Genomic DNA, 19,291 nt, shown 5'->3' on the forward strand with positions numbered 1-19,291 from the left:
CCGGTTCCCCGGAGTCAGGGCCGGACCCGGAAGGCGTCCATGCCCGGGTAGCGGGCCTGCCCGCCGAGATGCTCCTCGATCCGCATGAGCTGGTTGTACTTGGCCACGCGATCGGAGCGCGACAGCGAGCCGGTCTTGATCTGCCCCGCGCCGGTGGCCACCGCCAGATCGGCGATGGTCACGTCCTCGGTCTCGCCCGAACGGTGCGAGATCACCGAGGTGTAACCCGCGTCGCGCGCCATCTCGATGGCCTGCAGGGTCTCGGTCACGGTGCCGATCTGATTCAGCTTGATCAGGATGGAGTTGGCCACGCCGCGGTCGATGCCCTCGCGCAGGATCTGCGTGTTGGTCACGAACAGATCGTCGCCCACCAGCTGCACGCGCTCACCCAGACGTTCGGTCAGGATCTTCCACCCCTCCCAGTCGTCTTCGGCCAGCCCGTCCTCGATGCTGAGGATGGGGTACTGATCGACCCAGTGCGCGAGGTAGTCACAGAATTCCTCGGCATTGAACGACTTGCCCTCGGAATCCAGGTGGTAGCGGCCATCGCGGTAGAACTCGGAGGCGGCGCAGTCGAGGCCCAGCCAGATGTCGCGCCCGGCCTTGAACCCGGCCTGATGGATCGCTTCGAGGATGGTCTCCACCGCCGCCGAGTTGGACTCCAGGTTGGGCGCGAACCCGCCCTCGTCGCCCACGCCGGTGCCCAGACCGCGCTGGTTGAGCACCTTCTTCAGCGCGTGAAAGACCTCGGCGCCGTAGCGCACCGCTTCGCGCACGCTGGGGGCGCCCACCGGCAGGATCATGAACTCCTGCATGTCGACGCTGTTGTCGGCATGCTCACCGCCGTTGACGATGTTCATCATCGGCACCGGCAGCAGATGCGCATCCGGCCCGCCGACCGTCTCGAACAGCGGGCGCTCGGCATCGGCTGCGCGGGCATGGGCCACGGCCATGGACACCGCCAGCAGAGCGTTGGCGCCCAGGCGCGACTTGTTCTCGGTGCCGTCCAGCTCCAGCATGCGCTGGTCGACCGCGGTCTGGTCAGCCTCCATGCCGCGCAGGGCGTCGCGGATCTCGCCGTTCACATGGCCCACCGCCTTCTCCACGCCCTTGCCGCCGTAGCGGGCCGCGGCGTCGCGCAGTTCCAGGGCCTCGCGCGCCCCGGTGGAAGCCCCCGACGGCACCGACGCCCGCCCGGTCGCACCGGAGGCCAGGACGACGTCGGCTTCCACCGTCGGGTTGCCGCGGGAATCAATGATCTCGCGCGCGTGGATCTCGGCAATCTGGGACATGCTCGTACTCTCTCCTTGACTCGTTCGATTCGGGGCCGGCCGCCCCCGGGGGTCATCCCGGGGTCAGCCCAGGCCGTATTCGGCTTCCGCCAGCGGACGCGACTTGGTCGCCTCGTCCAGCGCCTTCAGGGTTTCCAGCAGCTCGCGCATGCGCGGCAGCGGCCAGGCATTGGGGCCATCCGACAGCGCGTTCGCGGGATCGGGGTGGGTCTCCATGAACAGCCCGGAGATACCGCTGGCCACGGCCGCACGGGCCAGCACCGGCACGTATTCGCGCTGCCCGCCGGAGCTGGCACCCTGCCCGCCCGGCTGCTGCACCGAGTGGGTGGCGTCGAACACCACCGGGGCGCCGGTGCGGCGCATGTCGGCCAGGCCGCGCATGTCGGAGATCAGGGTGTTGTAGCCGAAGGACACCCCGCGCTCGCAGACCATCACCGACTCGTTGCCGGCCTCGCGCGCCTTGTCCACCACGTTGCCCATGTCCCAGGGGGCCATGAACTGGCCCTTCTTGATGTTCACCGGGAGCCCCTGACGGGCCACGTTCTGGATGAAATTGGTCTGGCGGCACAAAAACGCCGGGGTCTGCAGCACGTCCACCACCGCGGCAACCTCCGCCAGCGGGGTGTCCTCGTGCACGTCGGTCAGCACCGGCACGCCCATGCGCTCGCGCACCGATTCGAGGATACGCAGCCCCTCCTCCATGCCCGGGCCGCGATAGCTGCGGGTGGAGGACCGGTTGGCCTTGTCGAAGGACGACTTGTAGATGAACGGAATCCCCAGCTCGCGCGTGAGCTCGGCGAGCTGCCCCGCGGTTTCCTCGGCCATGGCCTCCGATTCGATCACGCAGGGACCGGCGATCAGGAAGAACGGCCGGTCCAGGCCCACGGAGAAACCGCACAGTTCCATCAACCTGCCTCCCGTCAATCGGTCAGCGCCGCGCCCACATCCGGCGCGCGCTCGTTCTGGTAGTCCCGCGCCGCACGGACGAAGCCGGCGAACAGCGGGTGTCCGTCGCGCGGCGTGGAGGTGAACTCGGGGTGGAACTGACAGCCGACGAACCACGGATGTTCCGGAAGCTCCACCGCCTCCACCAGTTCCCCGGACTCGGACAGCCCGGAGATCACCAGCCCGGCCTGCTCCAGACGCGCGCGGTAGGCGTTGTTGAATTCGTAACGGTGGCGGTGGCGCTCCTCGATGCGACTGGTGCCGTAGGCCGCGGCGATGCGCGAGCCCTCGGTCAGGCAGGCGGTCTGCGCACCCAGGCGCATGGTGCCGCCCAGATCGCTTTCGGCATCGCGATGTTCGATCCGCCCCTCGCGGTCCTGCCATTCGGTGATCAGCGCGATCACCGGATGCGGAGTATCGGGCGCGAACTCGGTGGAATGTGCCCCGTTGAGGCCGGCCACGTTGCGGGCGTATTCGATCACCGCCACCTGCATGCCGAGGCAGATGCCCAGATACGGGATGCCCTCCTCGCGCGCATGGCGTACCGCCTCGATCTTGCCCTCGACGCCGCGTTCGCCAAAGCCGCCCGGCACCAGGATCGCATCCAGCCCTTCAAGCTCCGCGCGTGCCTCGGGGGTGTCGCCCTCCAGCTTTTCCGAATCCAGGTAGCGGATGCGCACCCGGGTGCCGACCTCGATGCCCGCATGGGTCAGGGCCTCGTTGACCGACTTGTACGACTCGGTCAGCTCGACGTACTTGCCGACCATGCCGACCGTAACCTCCGACTCGGGGAACTCCATGGCGTTGACCACGTGCTTCCAGTCGGACAGGTCGGCGACCGGCAGATCCTCGATGTGCAGCTTGCGCAGCACGATCTCGTCGAGCTTCTGCGAATGCAGCCACAGCGGGATCTTGTAAATGTTGTCGACGTCCACCGCAGAGATGACCGCCTTTTCCTCGACGTTGGTGAACAGCGCCATCTTGCGCCGTTCCCCTTCGGGGATCGCCTGACTCGAGCGGCACAGCAGGATGTCCGGCTGGATGCCGATGGAACGCAGTTCCTTGACCGAATGCTGGGTGGGCTTGGTCTTGATCTCGCCGGCGGCGTCGATATAGGGGACCAGGGTCAGGTGCATGAACAGCGCGTTGTCGCGCCCCAGCTCCACGCCCATCTGGCGGATCGCCTCGAGGAACGGCAGGGACTCGATGTCGCCCACCGTGCCGCCGATCTCGATCAGTGCGATGTCGGCGTCATCCGCCCCTTCGCGGATCGAGCGCTTGATCTCGTCGGTGATGTGCGGAATGACCTGCACCGTGCCGCCCAGATAGTCGCCGCGGCGCTCCTTGCGGATTACGTTCTCGTAGATCTGGCCGGTGGTGAAATTGTTGTGCCGCGAGGTGCGGATGCGCACGAAGCGCTCGTAGTGCCCGAGATCCAGGTCGGTCTCGGCCCCGTCATGGGTGACGAACACCTCGCCATGCTGGAACGGACTCATGGTCCCCGGATCGACGTTGATGTAGGGGTCCAGCTTCATCAGCGTGACCTTCAGGCCACGCGCCTCGAGGATCGCCCCCAGAGAGGCGGATGCAATACCTTTGCCCAGAGACGAAACCACGCCTCCGGTGATAAACACGAATCGCGTCATGCGGGAAACCTGGCCGGGACCGACGGGGGTCAAAATGCCCGCAAAGGGTACCAGACCCCCCGTTTTCGCTCAATCGCGAACGCGCCCCGCGGGGCGCCTGCGGGCCCGTCATGGCGGGGCTGCGGCGCCTCGGCCCGAACCTGCGACGCAGCTCACGGGGGGCCGCCGTCATCCGGTCCGCGCGGCCACAGCACGGCACGCACCTCGCCCCCCGGCGGGCGCAGCAGCGGGATGCGCGCACGCCGCCATGGCGGAATCCCGCGCTCCTGCATCAGCGACTTCAGCCGCCGGTGCCGGCCGCCCGCCGGCACCCGTTCACCACCCTGGCGGAACACCACCTCCACCGCCCCGGCCAGCAGCGGATCGGCGAACGCCGGATGCTCGCGGGTCAGCACCCGGCCATCGGGCAGACGCAGCCGCTGCTGGCCGGCCGGCCACGGGATGGGCGACGCGGGCTCCGTCTCCGGCGGATCCAGATACAGCGCATCGCGGTAGCGCCGCAGGCAGCCCTCGTCCCAGTCCAGCCGCGGCTGGCGATCCTCGCCGGCCGCCTGCGCCTGACGCAGGAATTCCGCCAGCCGCCTGTGGCCCGGCGGGCGCAGGCCGTGTTCCCGGATCCAGTGCCGCAGAAGGGCGCTCCGGCGTCCCGGTTCCAGCGGCCGCAGGACGGACAGCGGCAGGCACTCACCGGCCCCGGCGCCCGCCAGGTGGCGCGCGAGATCGGCGTCCTCCCCGTCGGCCACCCCGGCCTGCCAGCGCGCGGCCCGCGCCAGCCCGGCCGAGGCCGCAAACCGTTCATTGAGCCGGGGCAGGATCTCGCGGCGCAGGAAGTTGCGGTCGAACCCCGGATCGGCGTTGGTGGGGTCCTCCATCCAGGTCAGCCCCTCGCGCCGCGCCCGCGTCGCCACGGCTGCATCCGCCACGTCCAGCAGCGGGCGCGCCAGCCAGCCCTCGCCTTCGCGGCGCCACGGGGGCATGCCACGCAGGCCGAGCGGACCGCTGCCGCGCAGGGCCGCGAGCAGGAAGGTCTCGGCCTGGTCCCCGGCATGATGCGCGGTGACCACCACCCCGGTCGGTCCCAGACCGTCGCGCAGCAGCGCATAGCGGACGTGCCGCGCCGCGGCCTCAACCCCGTCCGCGCGGATCTCGAGGGGACCGACCGCGCGGTGCTCGAAATGCAGACCCAGCGAATGCGCCACCGCGCGACAGTGTTCCGCCTGTGCCGCGGACTGCGCGTGCAGCCCGTGGTCCACGTGCCAGACTTCGGGATCGGGATGCCCGACAGCTCGACAGGTCGCAGTCAGGGCATGCAGCAGGAGGCTGGAATCGCGACCGCCGCTGAACGCGACGCGCAGGGGGCCGCCCGCGGGACACTCCTCGAGGAACCGCCGCAGCGCGACGTCGACGGGATCAGGCGCCGGCTTCCTGGAAGGCACCGTAGTCCATCAGCCGGCGGTAACGCCGCTCCAGGCGCTTGCCCGGGTCCAGCCGCTCCAGCCCGCCCAGGGTCTCGGCCAGCGCCGTACGCAGATGCTCGGTCATGGTCTCCGGATCGCGGTGGGCGCCGCCCAGCGGTTCGTCAATCACCCGGTCGATCAGCCCCAGGTCCTTCAGCCGCCCGGAGGTGATCCCCAGCGCCTCGGCGGCCTCGGAGGCCTTTTCCGAACTCTTCCACAGGATGGAGGCGCAGCCTTCCGGCGAGATCACCGAATAGGTCGAGTACTGCAGCATGAGCGTCGCGTCGCCCACGCCGATCGCCAGCGCACCGCCGGAGCCGCCCTCGCCGATCACCGTGGCGATGATCGGGGTGTCCAGCCGCGCCATCACCCGCAGGTTGCGCGCGATCGCCTCGCTCTGGCCCCGCTCCTCGGCCCCCACGCCGGGGTAGGCGCCCGGGGTGTCGATGAAGGTGAACACCGGCATGCGGAAGCGCTCGGCCATCTCCATCAGGCGCAGGGCCTTGCGATAGCCCTCCGGACGCGGCATGCCGAAATTGCGCTGGACCTTGTCCCGGGTCTGGCGGCCCTTCTGGTGGCCGATGATCATCACCGGCCGCCCGTCGAAGCGGGCCATGCCGCCGACGATCGCGGGATCATCGGCATAGGCGCGGTCGCCGTGCAGTTCCTCGAATTCCTCGAACAGCGCCGGGATGTAGTCGAGCAGATACGGACGGCGGGGATGACGTGACAGCTGGGCGATCTGCCAGGGCGTGAGCTTGGCGAAGATGCTTTCGGTCAGCGACTGGCACTTGTCCTGCAGCCGCTGGACCTCTTCCTGGATATTGACCTCGGTGTCGTCGCTCACGTACTGCAGGTCGCGGATGCGGGCCTCCAGTTCGGCGATCGGCTGTTCGAAGTCGAGAAATTCCGGGTTCATGCAAGGATTCCAGTCAGTCACGTTCGGGGTGGCGAGTGTAACGAATCGGCGCGATCTACGCTGGCCGGCAGCGGGCCTCGGTCGACCGCGTTACCCCCGCTGGTAGAGCAGCCGCGCCTCGCAGGAAGGGCCCAGGGTCTGCTGGATGCCGCGCAGCAGGGCCTCGTTCGGCAGGATGCGCCAGTCCGGCGGCACCTTCAGTTCCGCCTCCATGCCGTCGCGGCGATAGCGCAGGCGCAGCGGGCAGCCGGGCGGGGCACCCTCTTCGTCCGCCTCCGGAGTCCCGCCATTGCCGTTGCCGCGCCCGGCCGGCCGGTGCTCCTGCAGCAGGCCGTGCAGCCCGGCGATCTGCTCCGGCCGGACCTCGCGCAGGTCCAGACACAGCGCCTGGGCCCATTGCACGCGCGCCTCGTCCAGGGTCAGGACCCGGCGCGCGCGCATGCGCACCCCGCCGGCGTAGTCGTCCAGGGTCACCGTACCCTCGGCCACCAGCAGGGTGTCCGGCTCCAGGCGCTCACGATACTGGTTGAAATCGTCGTTGAAGAGCACCAGCTCGGCGCGCCCGCTGCGGTCGTCCAGGGTTGCCACGCCCATACGCCCGCTGTTGGTGTTGCGCACCCGCACGCCCACCACCAGCCCGGCGATGCGCACGGTCTCCTGGCGTCCGCGCCCGCGGTTCTCGCCCTCGTCGGGGCGCTGTTCCAGTTTCGCCTCCAGTTCAGCCAGACTGGTCCGGGTCAGTTCGCGCAGCTCCTCGCGATAACGCTCCACCGGGTGCCCGGTCAGATACAGCCCGAGGGTCTCTTTCTCCCCGCGCAGCCGGTCATCGTCCTCCATCTCCGGCTGCGTCTCGCTCTCCGGCACCACCGCGGCCGCCGGGTCGCCGAACAGATCCACCACGCCGAGGCTGACATTGCGTTCGGTCTGTTCCGCCGCGGCTACCGCGGTGGGGATGTCGGCCAGCAGGGTCGCACGGTTGGCGCCGAGGGAATCCAGCGCACCGGCCCGCACCAGGGTCTCCAGCACCCGCTTGTTGAGCTTGCCCAGATCCACCCGCTGGCACAGGTCCACCAGCCCGTGGAACGGTCCGCCCTCGTTGCGCGCCTTCAGCAGGGTCTCGATCGCCGACTCGCCGACGCCCTTGATCGCCCCCAGCCCGTACACCACCGTGTGCGCGTCCTGCACGGTGAAGCGGTAGTCCGACTGGTTCACGTCCGGCGGCAGCACCGCCAGCTCCATGCTGCGGCATTCCTCGATCAGGCCGACCACCTTGTCGGTGTTGTCCATGTCCGCGGACAGCACCGCCGCCATGAACGGCGCCGGATAATGCGCCTTGAGCCAGGCGGTCTGATAGGCCACCAGGGCATAGGCCGCGGAGTGCGACTTGTTGAAGCCGTAGCCGGCGAACTTCTCCACCAGGTCGAAGATATAGGTCGCGGTGTGCTCCTCCACCCCGCGTTCCACCGCGCCATTGACGAAGATCTCGCGCTGCTTGGCCATCTCCTCGGGCTTCTTCTTGCCCATCGCGCGGCGCAGCAGGTCCGCACCGCCCAGGGTGTAGCCGGCCAGCACCTGGGCGATCTGCATCACCTGCTCCTGGTACAGGATCACGCCGTAGGTCGGCTTGAGCACCGGCTCCAGATCCGGGTGCGGGTATTCCACCTCGGAGCGCCCGTGCTTGCGGTCGATGAAGTCGTCCACCATGCCCGACTGCAACGGACCCGGCCGGTACAATGCCACCAGCGCGATGATGTCCTCGAAGGAATCCGGCTGCAGGCGCCGGATGAGATCCTTCATGCCGCCGGATTCCAGCTGGAACACTGCCGTGGTCTGGTAGTTCTTCAACAGGCGGAACGACTCCGGATCATCCAGCGGGACGCCCTCCAGATCGATCTCGATCTCCGGATCCATGCGCTTCAGGTTCTGCACCGCCCAGTCGATGATGGTCAGCGTGCGCAGCCCGAGAAAGTCGAACTTGACCAGGCCCACCGCCTCGACATCGTCCTTGTCGAAGTGGGTCACCAGCGAGCCGCCGTCGTCTTCGCAGTACAGCGGAGAGAAGTCGGTCAGCGCCGACGGCGCAATCACCACCCCGCCGGCATGCTTGCCGGCGTTGCGGGTCAGGCCTTCCAGTTTCATCGCCAGATCAATGATCGCGCGGACTTCCTCGTCCTCGTCGTACTGCGCCTTGAGGTCCTCGCTCTCGGTCAGGGCCTTCTCCAGGGTCATGCCCAGCTCGAACGGGATCAGCTTGGCGATGCGGTCGACGAACCCGTAGCCATGCCCCAGCACGCGCCCGACGTCGCGTACCACCGCCTTGGCCGCCATGGTGCCGTGGGTGATGATCTGCGAGACCTTGTCACGGCCGTAGCGCTCGGCGACGTATTCGATCACGTCGTCGCGCTTCTCCATGCAGAAGTCGACGTCGAAGTCGGGCATGGAGACGCGTTCGGGATTGAGAAAACGCTCGAACAGAAGCTCGTAACGCAATGGGTCCAGGTCGGTAATGCCCAGCACGTAGGCCACCAGCGAGCCGGCACCGGAACCGCGCCCGGGCCCCACCGGGATCCCGTTGTCCTTGGCCCACTGGATGAAGTCGGCCACGATCAGGAAGTAGCCGGGGAAACCCATCTGGCAGATCACGTCCAGCTCGCGCGTCAGCCGTGCCTCGTAGTCCGCGGTTTCGGCGAACTGGAAGCGCTCCAGGCGTGCGCGCAGCCCCTGATCGGAGATCTCGCGCAGATGCTGCTCCACCGTGCGCCCCTCGGGCACCGGAAAATCCGGCAGCACCGACTCCCCAAGGGTCAGGCGCACGCTGCAGCGCCGGGCGATGGCCACGCTGTTGGCCAGGGCCTCGGGGATATCGTCGAACAGCGCGGCCATTTCCTGTGGCGTGCGCAGGAACTGTTGCTCGGAGTAGCGCCGCGGCCGGCGCGCGTCGTCCAGGGTGTGGCCGTCGTGGATGCACACCCGCGCCTCGTGGGCCTCGAAATCCTCGCTGCCGAGAAAACGCACGTCGTTGGTCGCGACCACCGGAAGCCCGTGGCTCTCGGCCGCGCCGATCGCGGCCTCGATCCAGGCCTCCTCGCCCGGCCGCCCGGTGCGCGTGAGCTCCAGGTAGAAGCGCCCGGGGAAACGCTCCAGCCACGGGCGCAGTACGGGTTCGGCGAGGGTCTGCGCGACCCCGCTGCCGCTGACGAACAGCCCGTCGATGGTCCCGGACAACGCGATCAGCCCCTCCGCCGCGCCGCCGTCGAGCCACGCGCAGTCGATCCGCGGCACGCCTTTCTCCTGGCCTTCCTGCCAGGCGCGCGAGATCAGCCGGGTCAGGTTGCGATAGCCGGCATCGTTCTGCGCCAGCAGGGTCATGCGCGCCGGGGTGCCATCGGCGCGCGCGTCGCGCACCAGCACGTCCGCGCCCACGATCGGCTGCACGCCGGCGCCGATCGCCGCCTTGTAGAACTTCACCAGCCCGAACAGGTTGCAGTGATCGGTGACCGCCACCGCCGGCATGCCGGCCGCGGCCACGCTCTGCACCAGCGGCTTCAGACGCACCAGGCCATCGATCAGGGAATACTCCGAGTGCACCCGCAGGTGCACGAACCCCGGATCAAGCAGCGGATCCTGCAGCCCGGCGTCGGCGATCGTGGCGGGGGAGTCGGTCACGCGTGCCCCCGTTCTTCCGCAGCCGGTTGCGCAGCAGCCGCCAGCGCGCGCGCCACCGGGCCGAAGCTGCGCCGATGCGCGGGACACGGCCCGTGGCGTTCCAGGGCCGCGCGATGGGCGGCGGTCGGGTAGCCGGCATGGCGGTCGAAGCCGTATTCCGGCCACTGCTCGTGCAGCGCGCGCAGCTCGCGATCGCGCGCCACCTTGGCAATCACCGAAGCGGCGCTGATCGCGGCCACGCTGCCATCACCGCCCACGCGGGCCTCGGCGGTCCACGGGCCCTCCGGGGTGAAACGGCCGTCCACCAGCAGATGCACCGGCGCCGGATCCAGGGCCTGCACCGCCCGCTGCATCGCCAGCAGGGTCGCGCGATGGATGTTCAGATGATCGATCTCGGCCGCATCGGCGCGCCCCGGGGCCCAGGCCAGGGCACCGTCGCGGATCCGCTCGTCCAGGGCCTCGCGCCGGCGCGCGGTGAGTTTCTTGGAATCGGTCAGACCGGGGGCATCGAAGCCTTCCGGCAGGATCACCGCCGCGGCCACCACCGGCCCGGCCAGCGCCCCGCGACCCACCTCGTCGACGCCCGCGACCCCGTCTGCCCCGCCTGTCTTGCCGCTCATGAAGCCGCTCCCGATGTCCGCACGCCGTTTTCCCGGGCGAGCCCCCGCACGCCATCCGGGGGATCCGTTACAATGGCGCCGAAATCCTAGCACAGCCCCCTCCGGACCGAGCATCCCGACCATGTCCCAGAATCCCCTGCGCTGCGCCGCCGTCGGTGTTGGCCATCTCGGCCGCTGGCATGCGGCCAAATACGCGGCACTGCCCGACACCGAACTGGTGGCGGTGGCCGATGCCGACCCCGAAACCGCCCGCCGTGTCGCCGCCGAACATGGCTGCGCGGCCGAGACCGACCACCGCGCCCTGATCGGCCGGGTGGATGCGGTCTCCATCGCCGCGCCCACCACCCTGCACTACGCGATCGCCCGCGATTTCATCGAGGCCGGCTGCCACGTGCTGGTCGAGAAGCCCGTGACCGCGACACTGGACGAGGCCGAGGCCCTCAACCGGCTGGCCGAAGAACGCGGCGTGGTACTGCAGGTCGGGCATCTGGAACGCTTCAACGCGGCCCTGCGTCAGCTGACCGAGAATCCGCTGCACCCGCGCTTCATCGAGTCGCACCGACTGGCGCCGTACAAGCCGCGCGCCACCGACGTCTCGGTGGTGCTGGACCTGATGATCCACGACATCGACATCATCCTGGCCCTGGTCGACTCGCCGCTGGCCGAGATCCGCGCTTCCGGCGCCCGGGTCCTGACCGGCGACATCGACATCGCCAATGCGCGCCTGGAGTTCGAGGACGGCTGCGTGGCCAACGTCACCTCCAGCCGTATCAGCACCAAATCCGAGCGGCGCATGCGCATCTTCCAGTCGCATGCCTACGCCTCGGTGGACTTCCAGAACCGCATCCTGTCGTTCAACCACCTGGGTGACGTCGATCCCGAGACCGGGGCGCCCGAGATCCACCGCGACGAGCGCGTGTTCGACGAGGCCGATGCCCTGCTCGCCGAGATCCGCGCGTTCGTGGCCGCCGCGCGCGGCGACGCCCCGGTCCTGGTCAGCGGCCGCGACGGCCAGCGCGCGCTGGAGACCGCCAGCCGCATCACCGAACTGGTGCAGGCCAATCTCAACGTGATGGGCCGCGCCGACGGCCCGCACTCCGCAATCGAATCCGCAACAGGAGCCCGCCCGTGATCCCCATGGTCGACCTGCAGCGTCAGTACCAGACGCTGCGCACCGAGATCGATGCCGCCCTGCAGGAAGTCCTCACCGGCGCCCGTTTCATCCTCGGACCCAACGTCCAGGCGCTGGAAGAGGAGCTGGCCGACTACCTCGGCGTGGAACACGCCATCACCTGCGCCTCCGGCACCGACGCCCTGCAACTGGCGCTGCATGCCGCGGGCGTCGGGCCCGGTGACGAGATCATCACCACGCCGTTCACCTTCATCGCGACCGCCGAGGCCATCCGCTATCTGGGCGCCGAGCCGGTGTTCATCGACATCGACCCGCGGACCTTCAATCTGGACCCGGAGCAGATCGAGGCGGCCATCAGCCCGCGCACCCGGGCCGTGCTGCCGGTGCATCTGTTCGGCCAGCCGGCCGATCTGCCGCGCATCCGCGAGATCGCCGAGCGCCACAAGCTGCTGGTCATCGAGGACTGCGCACAGTCCTTCGGCGCCAGCATCGACGGCGCGCAGACCGGCTCCACCACCGCGTTCGGGGCGTTCAGCTTCTTCCCCAGCAAGAACCTCGGCGCCTTCGGCGACGGCGGGCTGGTGACCACCTCCTGTCCGTCCTCGGCCGAGGCCCTGCGCCGCCTGCGCAACCACGGCTCCAGCGTCCGCTATTACCACGACGAGATCGGCTACAACTCGCGCCTGGACGAGATACAGGCGGCGATCCTGCGCTGCAAGCTGCCGCACATCGACCACTACAACGCCGAGCGCCGGCGCGTGGCTGCGCGCTACAGCGAGGGGCTGAAGGACCTGCCGCTGGAGACCCCGCACGAGGACGGGATCGGCGTCCACGTATACCACCAGTACACCCTGCTGACCGATCACCGCGAGGCGCTGATGAGCGCACTCACCGAGGACGGCATCGCCAACGCGATCTACTACCCGGTGCCGCTGCACCAGCAGAAGGCGTTCGCAGAGCCCGACGGCGAGCCCGAATCCCTGCCGGTGACCGAATCGGTGGCCGCGCGCTGCCTGTCCCTGCCGATCTTCCCCGAACTGGAAGACGCCCAGGTCGATCGCATCGTCGAGCGGATCCGTGTTTCCCTGACATGACCCGCGAGGTCGTCGTCTGCGCCGGGGAGACCTCCGGCGACGCCCTGGGGGCGGGACTGGTGCGGGAACTTGCCGGCCACGCCGACGACCTGCGTTTCTCCGGGATGGGCGGTGAACGCATGCGCGCCGCCGGCGTCGATACCCGCATCGACGTGGAAGAACTGGCGGTGGTCGGGCTGGTCGACGTGCTGGTCAACTACCCCCGCCTGCGACGGCTGTTCCGCCGCATGTGCGACCACCTCGAGACCACCCGCCCCGCGCTGCTGGTGCTGGTCGACTACGTCGAGTTCAACCTGCGCCTGGCCGCGCATGCCAAACGCCTGGGCATCCCGGTGCTGTTCTACGTGAGTCCGCAGCTGTGGGCCTGGCGCAGCGGCCGCATCCGCCGCATCCGGCGCCATGTCGACGCCATGGCCGTGCTGTTCCCGTTCGAGACCGCGATCTATGAACGCGCCGGCGTCCCGGTACGCTATGTCGGCAACCCGCTGGTGGACCGCGTGCAGGCGCCGGAACCGCCCCTGCGCGAACGCCTGGGCGTCGGACCGGATACCCGGATCGTCGGCCTGCTGCCGGGCAGCCGCGGCGGCGAGCTCAAGCGCCACTGGCCCCTGCTGCTGGAAACCGCCCGCCGCCTGCACCATCGACATCCGGATCTGCGCTTCGCGGTGGGTCTCGCCCCCGGGGTCACCGCCGAGCGCCTGGCCGGGCTGGCCCCGCCGCCCGCCGGGCACGACGAGAGCGCCGGCACACCGCCGCTGGACTACGTCGGGGGCGAGGACGGGACCCACGCGGTGATGGCCGGCGCCGACCTGCTGCTGACCGCCTCCGGTACTGCCACCCTGGAGGCCGGCCTGCTGCGGGCGCCGATGCTGGTGTTCTACCGCATGGGCGCACTGTCGCATTTCGTGTTCCGCCGCCTGGTGCACCTGGAGCACATCGCGCTGGTCAACATCGTCGCCGAGGAAGGGGTCGTCCCCGAATACCTGCAGCACGACGCGAACCCGCAACGCCTCACCGACGACGCCGACGCCCTGCTGCGGAAACCGCAACGCCTGGAGGCGATGCGCGAGCGCCTGTCACGGGTACGGGAAAGACTGGGCGACGGCGGCGCGGATCGCCGCGTGGCCGCGGCGGCCGCCGAGATGCTGGAGCACGGACACCTGCTGCCCGCCGACTGACGCACCGTGCGGGCTCAGCGCGTTTGCCCCTGGATGCCGGGATGCCGGGGCCCGACCCATACCCCGTGTGCCCCGTGCGGTACCCCCTCAGGAGCGCGCTTGCGCGCGAAAACCGCGGTCAGTGCTGGCGACCACCCCGCAGGATGCCGCGCCGCGACCCCTGGACGAAGTGGATCAGATCGCGCACCTCGGGGATATCGGTCTCCGCCAGCATCGCGTCGAGATGCGATTCGCGCCCGGCGCGCCCGCGCATGCCGCGGATGAACACCCGATGCAGCCCCTGGATCGCCTCGTCGCTGAACCCGTTGCGGCGCAGCCCGATCTTGTTGATCCCGATCAGCCGCGCGTAGTTGCCGCTGGCCAGGCAGTACGGCGGCAGATCGCGGTTGAGCGCCGAGCCCATGCTGGTGAACGCGAAGGTCCCCACGCGGCAGAACTGGTGCACCAGGGTAAAGCCGCCCAGAGTGGCCTTGTCGTGGATCTCCACGTGGCCGGCCAGCGAGGTGGCGTTGGAGAAGATGATCTCGCTGCCGATGGTGCAGTCATGGGCGATGTGCACGTAGGCCATGATCAGGTTGTCATGGCCGATCACCGTCTCGCCCAGTCCCTTGGCGGTTCCGCGGCTGAGGGTCACCGACTCGCGGATCACGTTGCGGTCGCCGATCACCAGGCGGGTCGGCTCGCCACGATAGCTGGTGTCCTGCGGCTCCTCGCCGATCGACGAGAACTGGAAGATGCGGTTGTCGCGGCCGATCTCGGTCGGCCCGTTGATCACCACGTGCGGCCCCACGCGGGTCCCCGCGCCGATGCGCACGTTCGGGCCGATCACCGAGAACGGCCCCACTTCCACCGAACTGTCCAGCTCGGCACTCGGATGGATGTCCGCCCGCGAGTCGATCACGCCTCGATTTCCTTGCCCGCACACATCAGTTCGGCGGTGGCGCAGATCTCGTCTTCCACCTTCGCCTCGGCGTCAAAGCGCCAGATCCCGCGCACCGTTCGGGTCAGCTCCACCCGCAGGTCCAGCTGGTCACCGGGCACCACCTGGCGGCGAAAACGCGCCTGATCGATGCCCACGAACAGATAGAGCTGCTGCTTGTCCTGATTCTCGCCGCGCGCCTCCTCGGTCTTGAACGCCAGCAGCCCGGTCGCCTGCGCCAGGGCCTCGAGGATCAGCACCCCCGGCATCACCGGCTTGACCGGAAAATGCCCCTGAAAGAACGGCTCGTTGATGCTGACGTTCTTCAGCCCGACCAGGTGCTCGCCGGGTTCGCATTCCACCACCCGGTCCACCAGCAGGAACGGGTAACGGTGAGGGAGGTACTGCATGATCTGCTGAACGTCGAGGGCATCCACGGGGCGTATCCTGTTTTCTTGTCCTGGTGATGTTGTTTCGGGCCGCCGGATGCCCTGCTGCTCATGTGTCGCGCGCGCGTCGGCCCAGGCGCCGCAGGCGGGCCAGGGTCCGGTTCCACAGTCGGGCCTCCTGATGCGGAACGCCCGAGGCGTAATGCCCGGCCTGCTCGATGCTGCGGGTGACCAGGGTCATCGCGTGGATCGTCACGTGGTCGGCGATGCTCAGATGGCCGAGGATCCCCGCCCCGCCGCCGATGGCACAATGCCGGCCGATGCGGGCACTGCCCGCGATACCGACACAGCCGGCAATCGCCGTATGGTCTCCAATCTCGACGTTATGGGCAACATGAACCAGGTTGTCGATCTTCACGCCGTGACCAATCCGCGTGTCTTCCACGGCCCCGCGATCGATCGTGCAGTTGGCCCCGATCTCCACATCATCACCCACGCGGACCCCGCCCAGCTGCTCGATCTTGAGCCAGGTGCCGTCTTCCGGCGCGAAGCCGAAACCGTCGGCCCCGATGACCGTGCCGGCGTGCACCAGACAGCGCTCGCCCAGCACCACGCCGTCGAGTACCCGCACGCCGGGATGCAGGAAGCTGCCCGCGCCGATCACCGCGTCGCGGCCGACATGCGCCTGCGCCTCGACCACGGCACCGGATTCCAGGCGGGCACCCGCGCCGACGACCGCGCCGGCAGCGACCGTCGCGGCGGGATCGACCCGTGCCGACGGATCGACAACCGCCGAAGGCGCAATGCCCGGCTCACGCGCGCGGCGCGTTGCGGCCAGCATCTGGCTCACACGCGCATAGGCCGGATAAACCGCCGCCACGCGGATGCGCACCGCCCCGGCCGGCAGGACGGCGGCAGGCAGATCGGCGGGAATCAGCAGGGCCCCGGCGCGCGAATCCGCCAGCCCGTCCGGCAATGCATCGGCGCGCACCACGAACGCCAGCTGATCCGGTGCCGCACGCGCCGGGGAGGCCAGTCCGCGGATACGCCGCGCACCGTCGCCCTCCAGCTCGCCCCCGACCCGACGCGCCAGGGCCGCGGTCTCGATGCCGTCCGGATCACTCACGCTGCATCGCGGCCAGCACGTCGTCGGTGATGTCCACGCGATCCGACGCGTAGAGCACGTTGCGCTCGGTCAGGATCACGTCGATGTCGCGCTCGCGCGCCAGCTCGGCGATCGCGTCGTTGATGCGCCGCTGCAGGCGCGACAGTTCCTCGTTGCGGCGCACGTTGAGGTCCTCGGAAAAGCTCTCCTGGGCGCGCCGGAACTCGCGCGAACGCGCCGAGAACTCGCGCTCCAGCGCGGCCCGTTCGGACGGATCCATCATGTCGCCCTCGCGCTCCAGGCGATCGCGCAGCCGCTGCAGTTCCTCGCGTTCGGCCACCAGCTCGGAATCGCGCGGGGAAAACTCCTCCTCCAGCTCGCGCATCGCCTGTTCGGCCTGCGGTGAATCCTCCAGGATCCGGTTCATGGTCACGTAACCCACGGTCTGCGCGCCGGCCATCGCGGGCACTGCCGTCCAGCCCGCCACCACCAGTGCGAAACCGATCCCGGCCGTTATCCAGGCCTTCATGCCGCCTCCCGGGGCATTGCCGCCCCCGTGCTTGTCACTGCGGTTGTGCTCGTTCAGAAGCCCGCGCCCAGCTGGAACTGGAAGCTCTGGGTATCGTCACCCGGCTCGTCGTTCAGCGGCTCGGCCACGCTGAAGCTCAGCGGCCCCACCGGCGAGAACCAGGTCAGCGCCAGTCCCGCCGCCGCGCGCAGCTCGCCCACGTCGAAATCGCCCGGCTCGTTGAACACGTTGCCGGCGTCCACGAAGGTACTCATGCGGATCGCATCATTATCCGCGGCGAACGGGGCCGGGAAGAACAGCTCGCCGGACACCGTGGTCCGCAGGCGCCCGCCATAGGGATCATCGTTGCTGTCGCGCGTGGCCGGCTGCCCGTTGCGCAGCGGCCGCAGGTCGCCCAGACGGTTGGCCTCGTAGCCGCGCACCGACTGGATCCCGCCGGCAAAGAACCGTTCGAAGAACGGCAGTTCGTCGCTGCCGAACCCGTCGCCGTAACCGATGCCTCCGGAAACGGAGAAGCTGAAACGCTCGCTCAGGCGGAACAGCTCCTCGCCGGAATAGGTCAGCTTGTAGAACTCGCGATCACTGCCGGGAATCGCCAGCTCCATCCCGATCCGGTGCCGCCGGCCCTCGCTGGCAAAGGTCGTCGAATCCCGCGTATCGTGGATGTAGCTGGTCTCCAGCTTGACCAGGTTGGCCGTGTCACCGAACTCGTCCAGTTCGTCGCGGATCTCCACCGGCGTGCCCGTGCGTCCGCCGGTGTGGTCCACGGTATTGACCGCAATGTGCTCGAATCCCGGCCGGATGCGCACCCGGTCCACCTCCGACAGCGGGATCCCGTAGGTCACGTTGAACCCGTAGCGGTCGGTGGAATAACGCGAGATGTTCGCCGCTTCGGCGTCCACTTCGCGGTAGAACACCGAGAAACCGCGGCTGGCCCCGGCCGGCGTGTAATGCGGGTTCGTCAGGTTCATGCGGAAAACCCGGTTCACGTCGGAGGTGCTGATCTCCGTGGAAAACCGGTTGCCGGTGCCGAGGAAGTTGTCCTGCGAGATCGAGCCGGACAGCAGCAACCCCTGGTTCTGCGAATACCCGGCGCCGATGGACAGCGCGCCGGACTGGCGTTCGGTCACGCTGATGTCGAGATCGACCTCGTCGTCCGAGCCCGGCACCCGCCGCGTTTCCACGTTCGCGCTGGCAACGAACGGCAGCCGCTGCAGGCGGATCCGCGAGCGCTCGATCAGCGCCCCGTTGTACCAGGAGGACTCCATCTGCCGCAGCTCGCGGCGGTAGACGCTCTCCTGGGTGTTCTCGTTGCCGGAGATGTTGATCCGCCGCACGTACACCCGGGGACCGGGGTCCACGAAGAACGTCACCGTGACTTCACGGCTGTCCTCGTCGACATCCGGCACCGGATTGACGTTGGCAAAGGCATAACCCTCGCGCTCCAGGCGTTCCGCCATGCGCTCCGCCGACTCGGTGACCTGGCTGCGCGAGAACGGCGCGCCCAGATCCACCTCGATCAGACCCTCGAGTTCCTCCTCCGGGATGACGAAATCACCGGCCAGCGAAGTGCCGGTCAGGGTATAGGGTTCGCCCTCGTCGACATTGATGGTGATGTACAGGTCTTCGCGATTGGGCGACAGCGTGACCTGGGTGGAATCCACGTCGAACTCGAGAAAGCCGGAATCCAGGTAGCGCGAGCGCAGGGTCTCGAGGTCGCCGGAGAGCTTCTCGCGGGAATAGTCGTCGCGGCTGGAGAAAAACTGCCACCAGCGCGGGATCCCCGATTCGAAATCACCCTTGAGATCGCCGTCGTCGAACGCCTGGTTGCCGACCAGGTTCACGCCCCGGATCTTCGCCTGCGGCCCTTCGGTGATGTCGATGTCGACATCCACCCGGTTGCGCGCCAGGTCGACGATGTCGACGTCGATGCGCACGTTGTAGCGTCCGCGGGCGAAATACTGTTCGCGGATCTCGTTCTCGATGCGCTCCAGCAGCGTCCGGTTGAACACCCGCCCGCTGCGCAGGCCCACCGATTCCAGTGCCTCCTCCAGCGCCTCGTCGGGGATGTCGTTGTTCCCGGAGAAGCGGATCTCGTTGATCGCCGGCCGTTCGGAGACGATCACCACCAGGACGTCACCGCGCCGCGCCAGCTCCACGTCGTCGAAAAAGCCGGTGCGGAAGAGCTCGCGGATCACCTCCGGCGTCTGGCTGTCATCGAAGGTGTCACCCACCTCCACCGGGAGATAGCTCAGGGCCGTCCCTGCGGTAATGCGTTCCAGCCCTTCAATCTCGATGTCCTCGATCTGATAGGCCTGCCCCCAGGCCGGCCCCGCGAGGGTCACCAGGCCGAGCAGGGCCCATCCTTTCAAGCTTTGTCGCGCCATGCTGTCCGCCAAG

The 19,291-nt window shown here is 68.8% G+C and carries 15 protein-coding genes; 3 read left to right on the forward strand and 12 right to left on the reverse strand.

The window, feature by feature from the left end; genetic code table 11:
• Positions 1-14 precede the first annotated feature (14 nt).
• The 7 genes from eno to F573_RS0112025 form a co-directional block, all read right to left on the reverse strand.
• On the reverse strand, positions 15-1,292 hold the full coding sequence (eno, locus tag F573_RS0111995; RefSeq protein ID WP_018870711.1) for a phosphopyruvate hydratase: 1,278 nt from the start codon (positions 1,290-1,292) through the stop codon (positions 15-17).
• A gap of 63 nt (positions 1,293-1,355) precedes the next feature.
• A complete protein-coding gene (gene kdsA / locus F573_RS0112000) occupies positions 1,356-2,198 on the reverse strand; it encodes a 3-deoxy-8-phosphooctulonate synthase (protein WP_018870712.1) in 843 nt (280 codons plus the stop codon).
• Positions 2,199-2,212: 14 nt separating this feature from the next.
• Complete coding sequence (locus F573_RS0112005; RefSeq protein ID WP_019022781.1) at positions 2,213-3,883, reverse strand: CTP synthase; 1,671 nt, start codon at positions 3,881-3,883, stop codon at positions 2,213-2,215.
• 152 nt (positions 3,884-4,035) lie between these two features.
• Positions 4,036-5,319 (reverse strand): tRNA lysidine(34) synthetase TilS, encoded by a 1,284-nt coding sequence (gene tilS, locus F573_RS0112010; RefSeq protein WP_019022782.1) that lies wholly within the window; start codon positions 5,317-5,319, stop codon positions 4,036-4,038.
• Entirely contained in the window at positions 5,294-6,259 is a 966-nt protein-coding gene (locus F573_RS0112015; RefSeq protein WP_019022783.1) for an acetyl-CoA carboxylase carboxyltransferase subunit alpha, read from the reverse strand. Before F573_RS0112015 ends, tilS begins: the two co-directional genes overlap by 26 nt.
• Positions 6,260-6,349: 90 nt before the next feature.
• Positions 6,350-9,925: a DNA polymerase III subunit alpha gene (gene dnaE / locus F573_RS0112020; protein WP_019022784.1), complete on the reverse strand. Its 3,576-nt coding sequence runs from the start codon at positions 9,923-9,925 to the stop codon at positions 6,350-6,352.
• The gene (locus F573_RS0112025) at positions 9,922-10,545 is read right to left on the reverse strand and encodes a ribonuclease HII (protein ID WP_019022785.1); all 624 of its coding nucleotides are present in this window, start codon (positions 10,543-10,545) and stop codon (positions 9,922-9,924) included. Before F573_RS0112025 ends, dnaE begins: the two co-directional genes overlap by 4 nt.
• A 121-nt stretch (positions 10,546-10,666) precedes the next feature.
• On the opposite strand from F573_RS0112025, the gene F573_RS0112030 reads away from it, so the two are divergent.
• The 3 genes from F573_RS0112030 to lpxB are packed head-to-tail and all read left to right on the forward strand — an operon-like array spanning position 10,667 to position 13,949.
• Positions 10,667-11,677: a Gfo/Idh/MocA family protein gene (locus F573_RS0112030; RefSeq protein ID WP_018870718.1), complete on the forward strand. Its 1,011-nt coding sequence runs from the start codon at positions 10,667-10,669 to the stop codon at positions 11,675-11,677.
• The gene (locus F573_RS0112035; protein ID WP_019022786.1) at positions 11,674-12,771 is read left to right on the forward strand and encodes a DegT/DnrJ/EryC1/StrS aminotransferase family protein; all 1,098 of its coding nucleotides are present in this window, start codon (positions 11,674-11,676) and stop codon (positions 12,769-12,771) included. The genes F573_RS0112030 and F573_RS0112035 overlap by 4 nt, the downstream gene beginning before the upstream one ends.
• Complete coding sequence (lpxB, locus tag F573_RS0112040) at positions 12,768-13,949, forward strand: lipid-A-disaccharide synthase (protein WP_019022787.1); 1,182 nt, start codon at positions 12,768-12,770, stop codon at positions 13,947-13,949. The genes F573_RS0112035 and lpxB overlap by 4 nt, the downstream gene beginning before the upstream one ends.
• 118 nt (positions 13,950-14,067) lie before the next feature.
• Here the strand turns inward: lpxB and lpxA are convergent, their stop codons facing one another.
• The 5 genes from lpxA to bamA form a co-directional block, all read right to left on the reverse strand.
• The gene (gene lpxA, locus F573_RS0112045; protein WP_019022788.1) at positions 14,068-14,850 is read right to left on the reverse strand and encodes an acyl-ACP--UDP-N-acetylglucosamine O-acyltransferase; all 783 of its coding nucleotides are present in this window, start codon (positions 14,848-14,850) and stop codon (positions 14,068-14,070) included.
• Entirely contained in the window at positions 14,847-15,305 is a 459-nt protein-coding gene (fabZ, locus tag F573_RS0112050; protein ID WP_019022789.1) for a 3-hydroxyacyl-ACP dehydratase FabZ, read from the reverse strand. The genes lpxA and fabZ overlap by 4 nt, the downstream gene beginning before the upstream one ends.
• A 61-nt stretch (positions 15,306-15,366) precedes the next feature.
• On the reverse strand, positions 15,367-16,383 hold the full coding sequence (lpxD, locus tag F573_RS0112055; RefSeq protein ID WP_019022790.1) for a UDP-3-O-(3-hydroxymyristoyl)glucosamine N-acyltransferase: 1,017 nt from the start codon (positions 16,381-16,383) through the stop codon (positions 15,367-15,369).
• Positions 16,376-16,891 carry an OmpH family outer membrane protein gene (locus F573_RS0112060; RefSeq protein ID WP_019022791.1) on the reverse strand — a complete coding sequence of 172 codons (516 nt, stop codon included), beginning with the start codon at positions 16,889-16,891 and terminating at the stop codon, positions 16,376-16,378. The genes lpxD and F573_RS0112060 overlap by 8 nt, the downstream gene beginning before the upstream one ends.
• Positions 16,892-16,944: 53 nt before the next feature.
• On the reverse strand, positions 16,945-19,278 hold the full coding sequence (bamA, locus tag F573_RS0112065; protein ID WP_019022792.1) for an outer membrane protein assembly factor BamA: 2,334 nt from the start codon (positions 19,276-19,278) through the stop codon (positions 16,945-16,947).
• Between the last annotated feature and the right edge of the window lie 13 nt (positions 19,279-19,291).

The organism is Thioalkalivibrio sp. ALE23 (assembly GCF_000378545.1).
GTDB lineage: Bacteria > Pseudomonadota > Gammaproteobacteria > Ectothiorhodospirales > Ectothiorhodospiraceae > Thioalkalivibrio.

Excerpts from the sequence above, each read along its gene's own strand:
- eno (WP_018870711.1), bottom strand. The coding sequence starts at position 1,292 with ATGTCCCAGATTGCCGAGATCCACGCGCGCGAGATCATTGATTCCCGC.
- kdsA (WP_018870712.1), bottom strand. The coding sequence starts at position 2,198 with ATGGAACTGTGCGGTTTCTCCGTGGGCCTGGACCGGCCGTTCTTCCTG.
- F573_RS0112005 (WP_019022781.1), bottom strand. The coding sequence starts at position 3,883 with ATGACGCGATTCGTGTTTATCACCGGAGGCGTGGTTTCGTCTCTGGGC.
- F573_RS0112015 (WP_019022783.1), bottom strand. The coding sequence starts at position 6,259 with ATGAACCCGGAATTTCTCGACTTCGAACAGCCGATCGCCGAACTGGAG.
- F573_RS0112025 (WP_019022785.1), bottom strand. The coding sequence starts at position 10,545 with ATGAGCGGCAAGACAGGCGGGGCAGACGGGGTCGCGGGCGTCGACGAG.
- F573_RS0112030 (WP_018870718.1), top strand. The coding sequence starts at position 10,667 with ATGTCCCAGAATCCCCTGCGCTGCGCCGCCGTCGGTGTTGGCCATCTC.
- lpxB (WP_019022787.1), top strand. The coding sequence starts at position 12,768 with ATGACCCGCGAGGTCGTCGTCTGCGCCGGGGAGACCTCCGGCGACGCC.
- F573_RS0112060 (WP_019022791.1), bottom strand. The coding sequence starts at position 16,891 with ATGAAGGCCTGGATAACGGCCGGGATCGGTTTCGCACTGGTGGTGGCG.
- bamA (WP_019022792.1), bottom strand. The coding sequence starts at position 19,278 with ATGGCGCGACAAAGCTTGAAAGGATGGGCCCTGCTCGGCCTGGTGACC.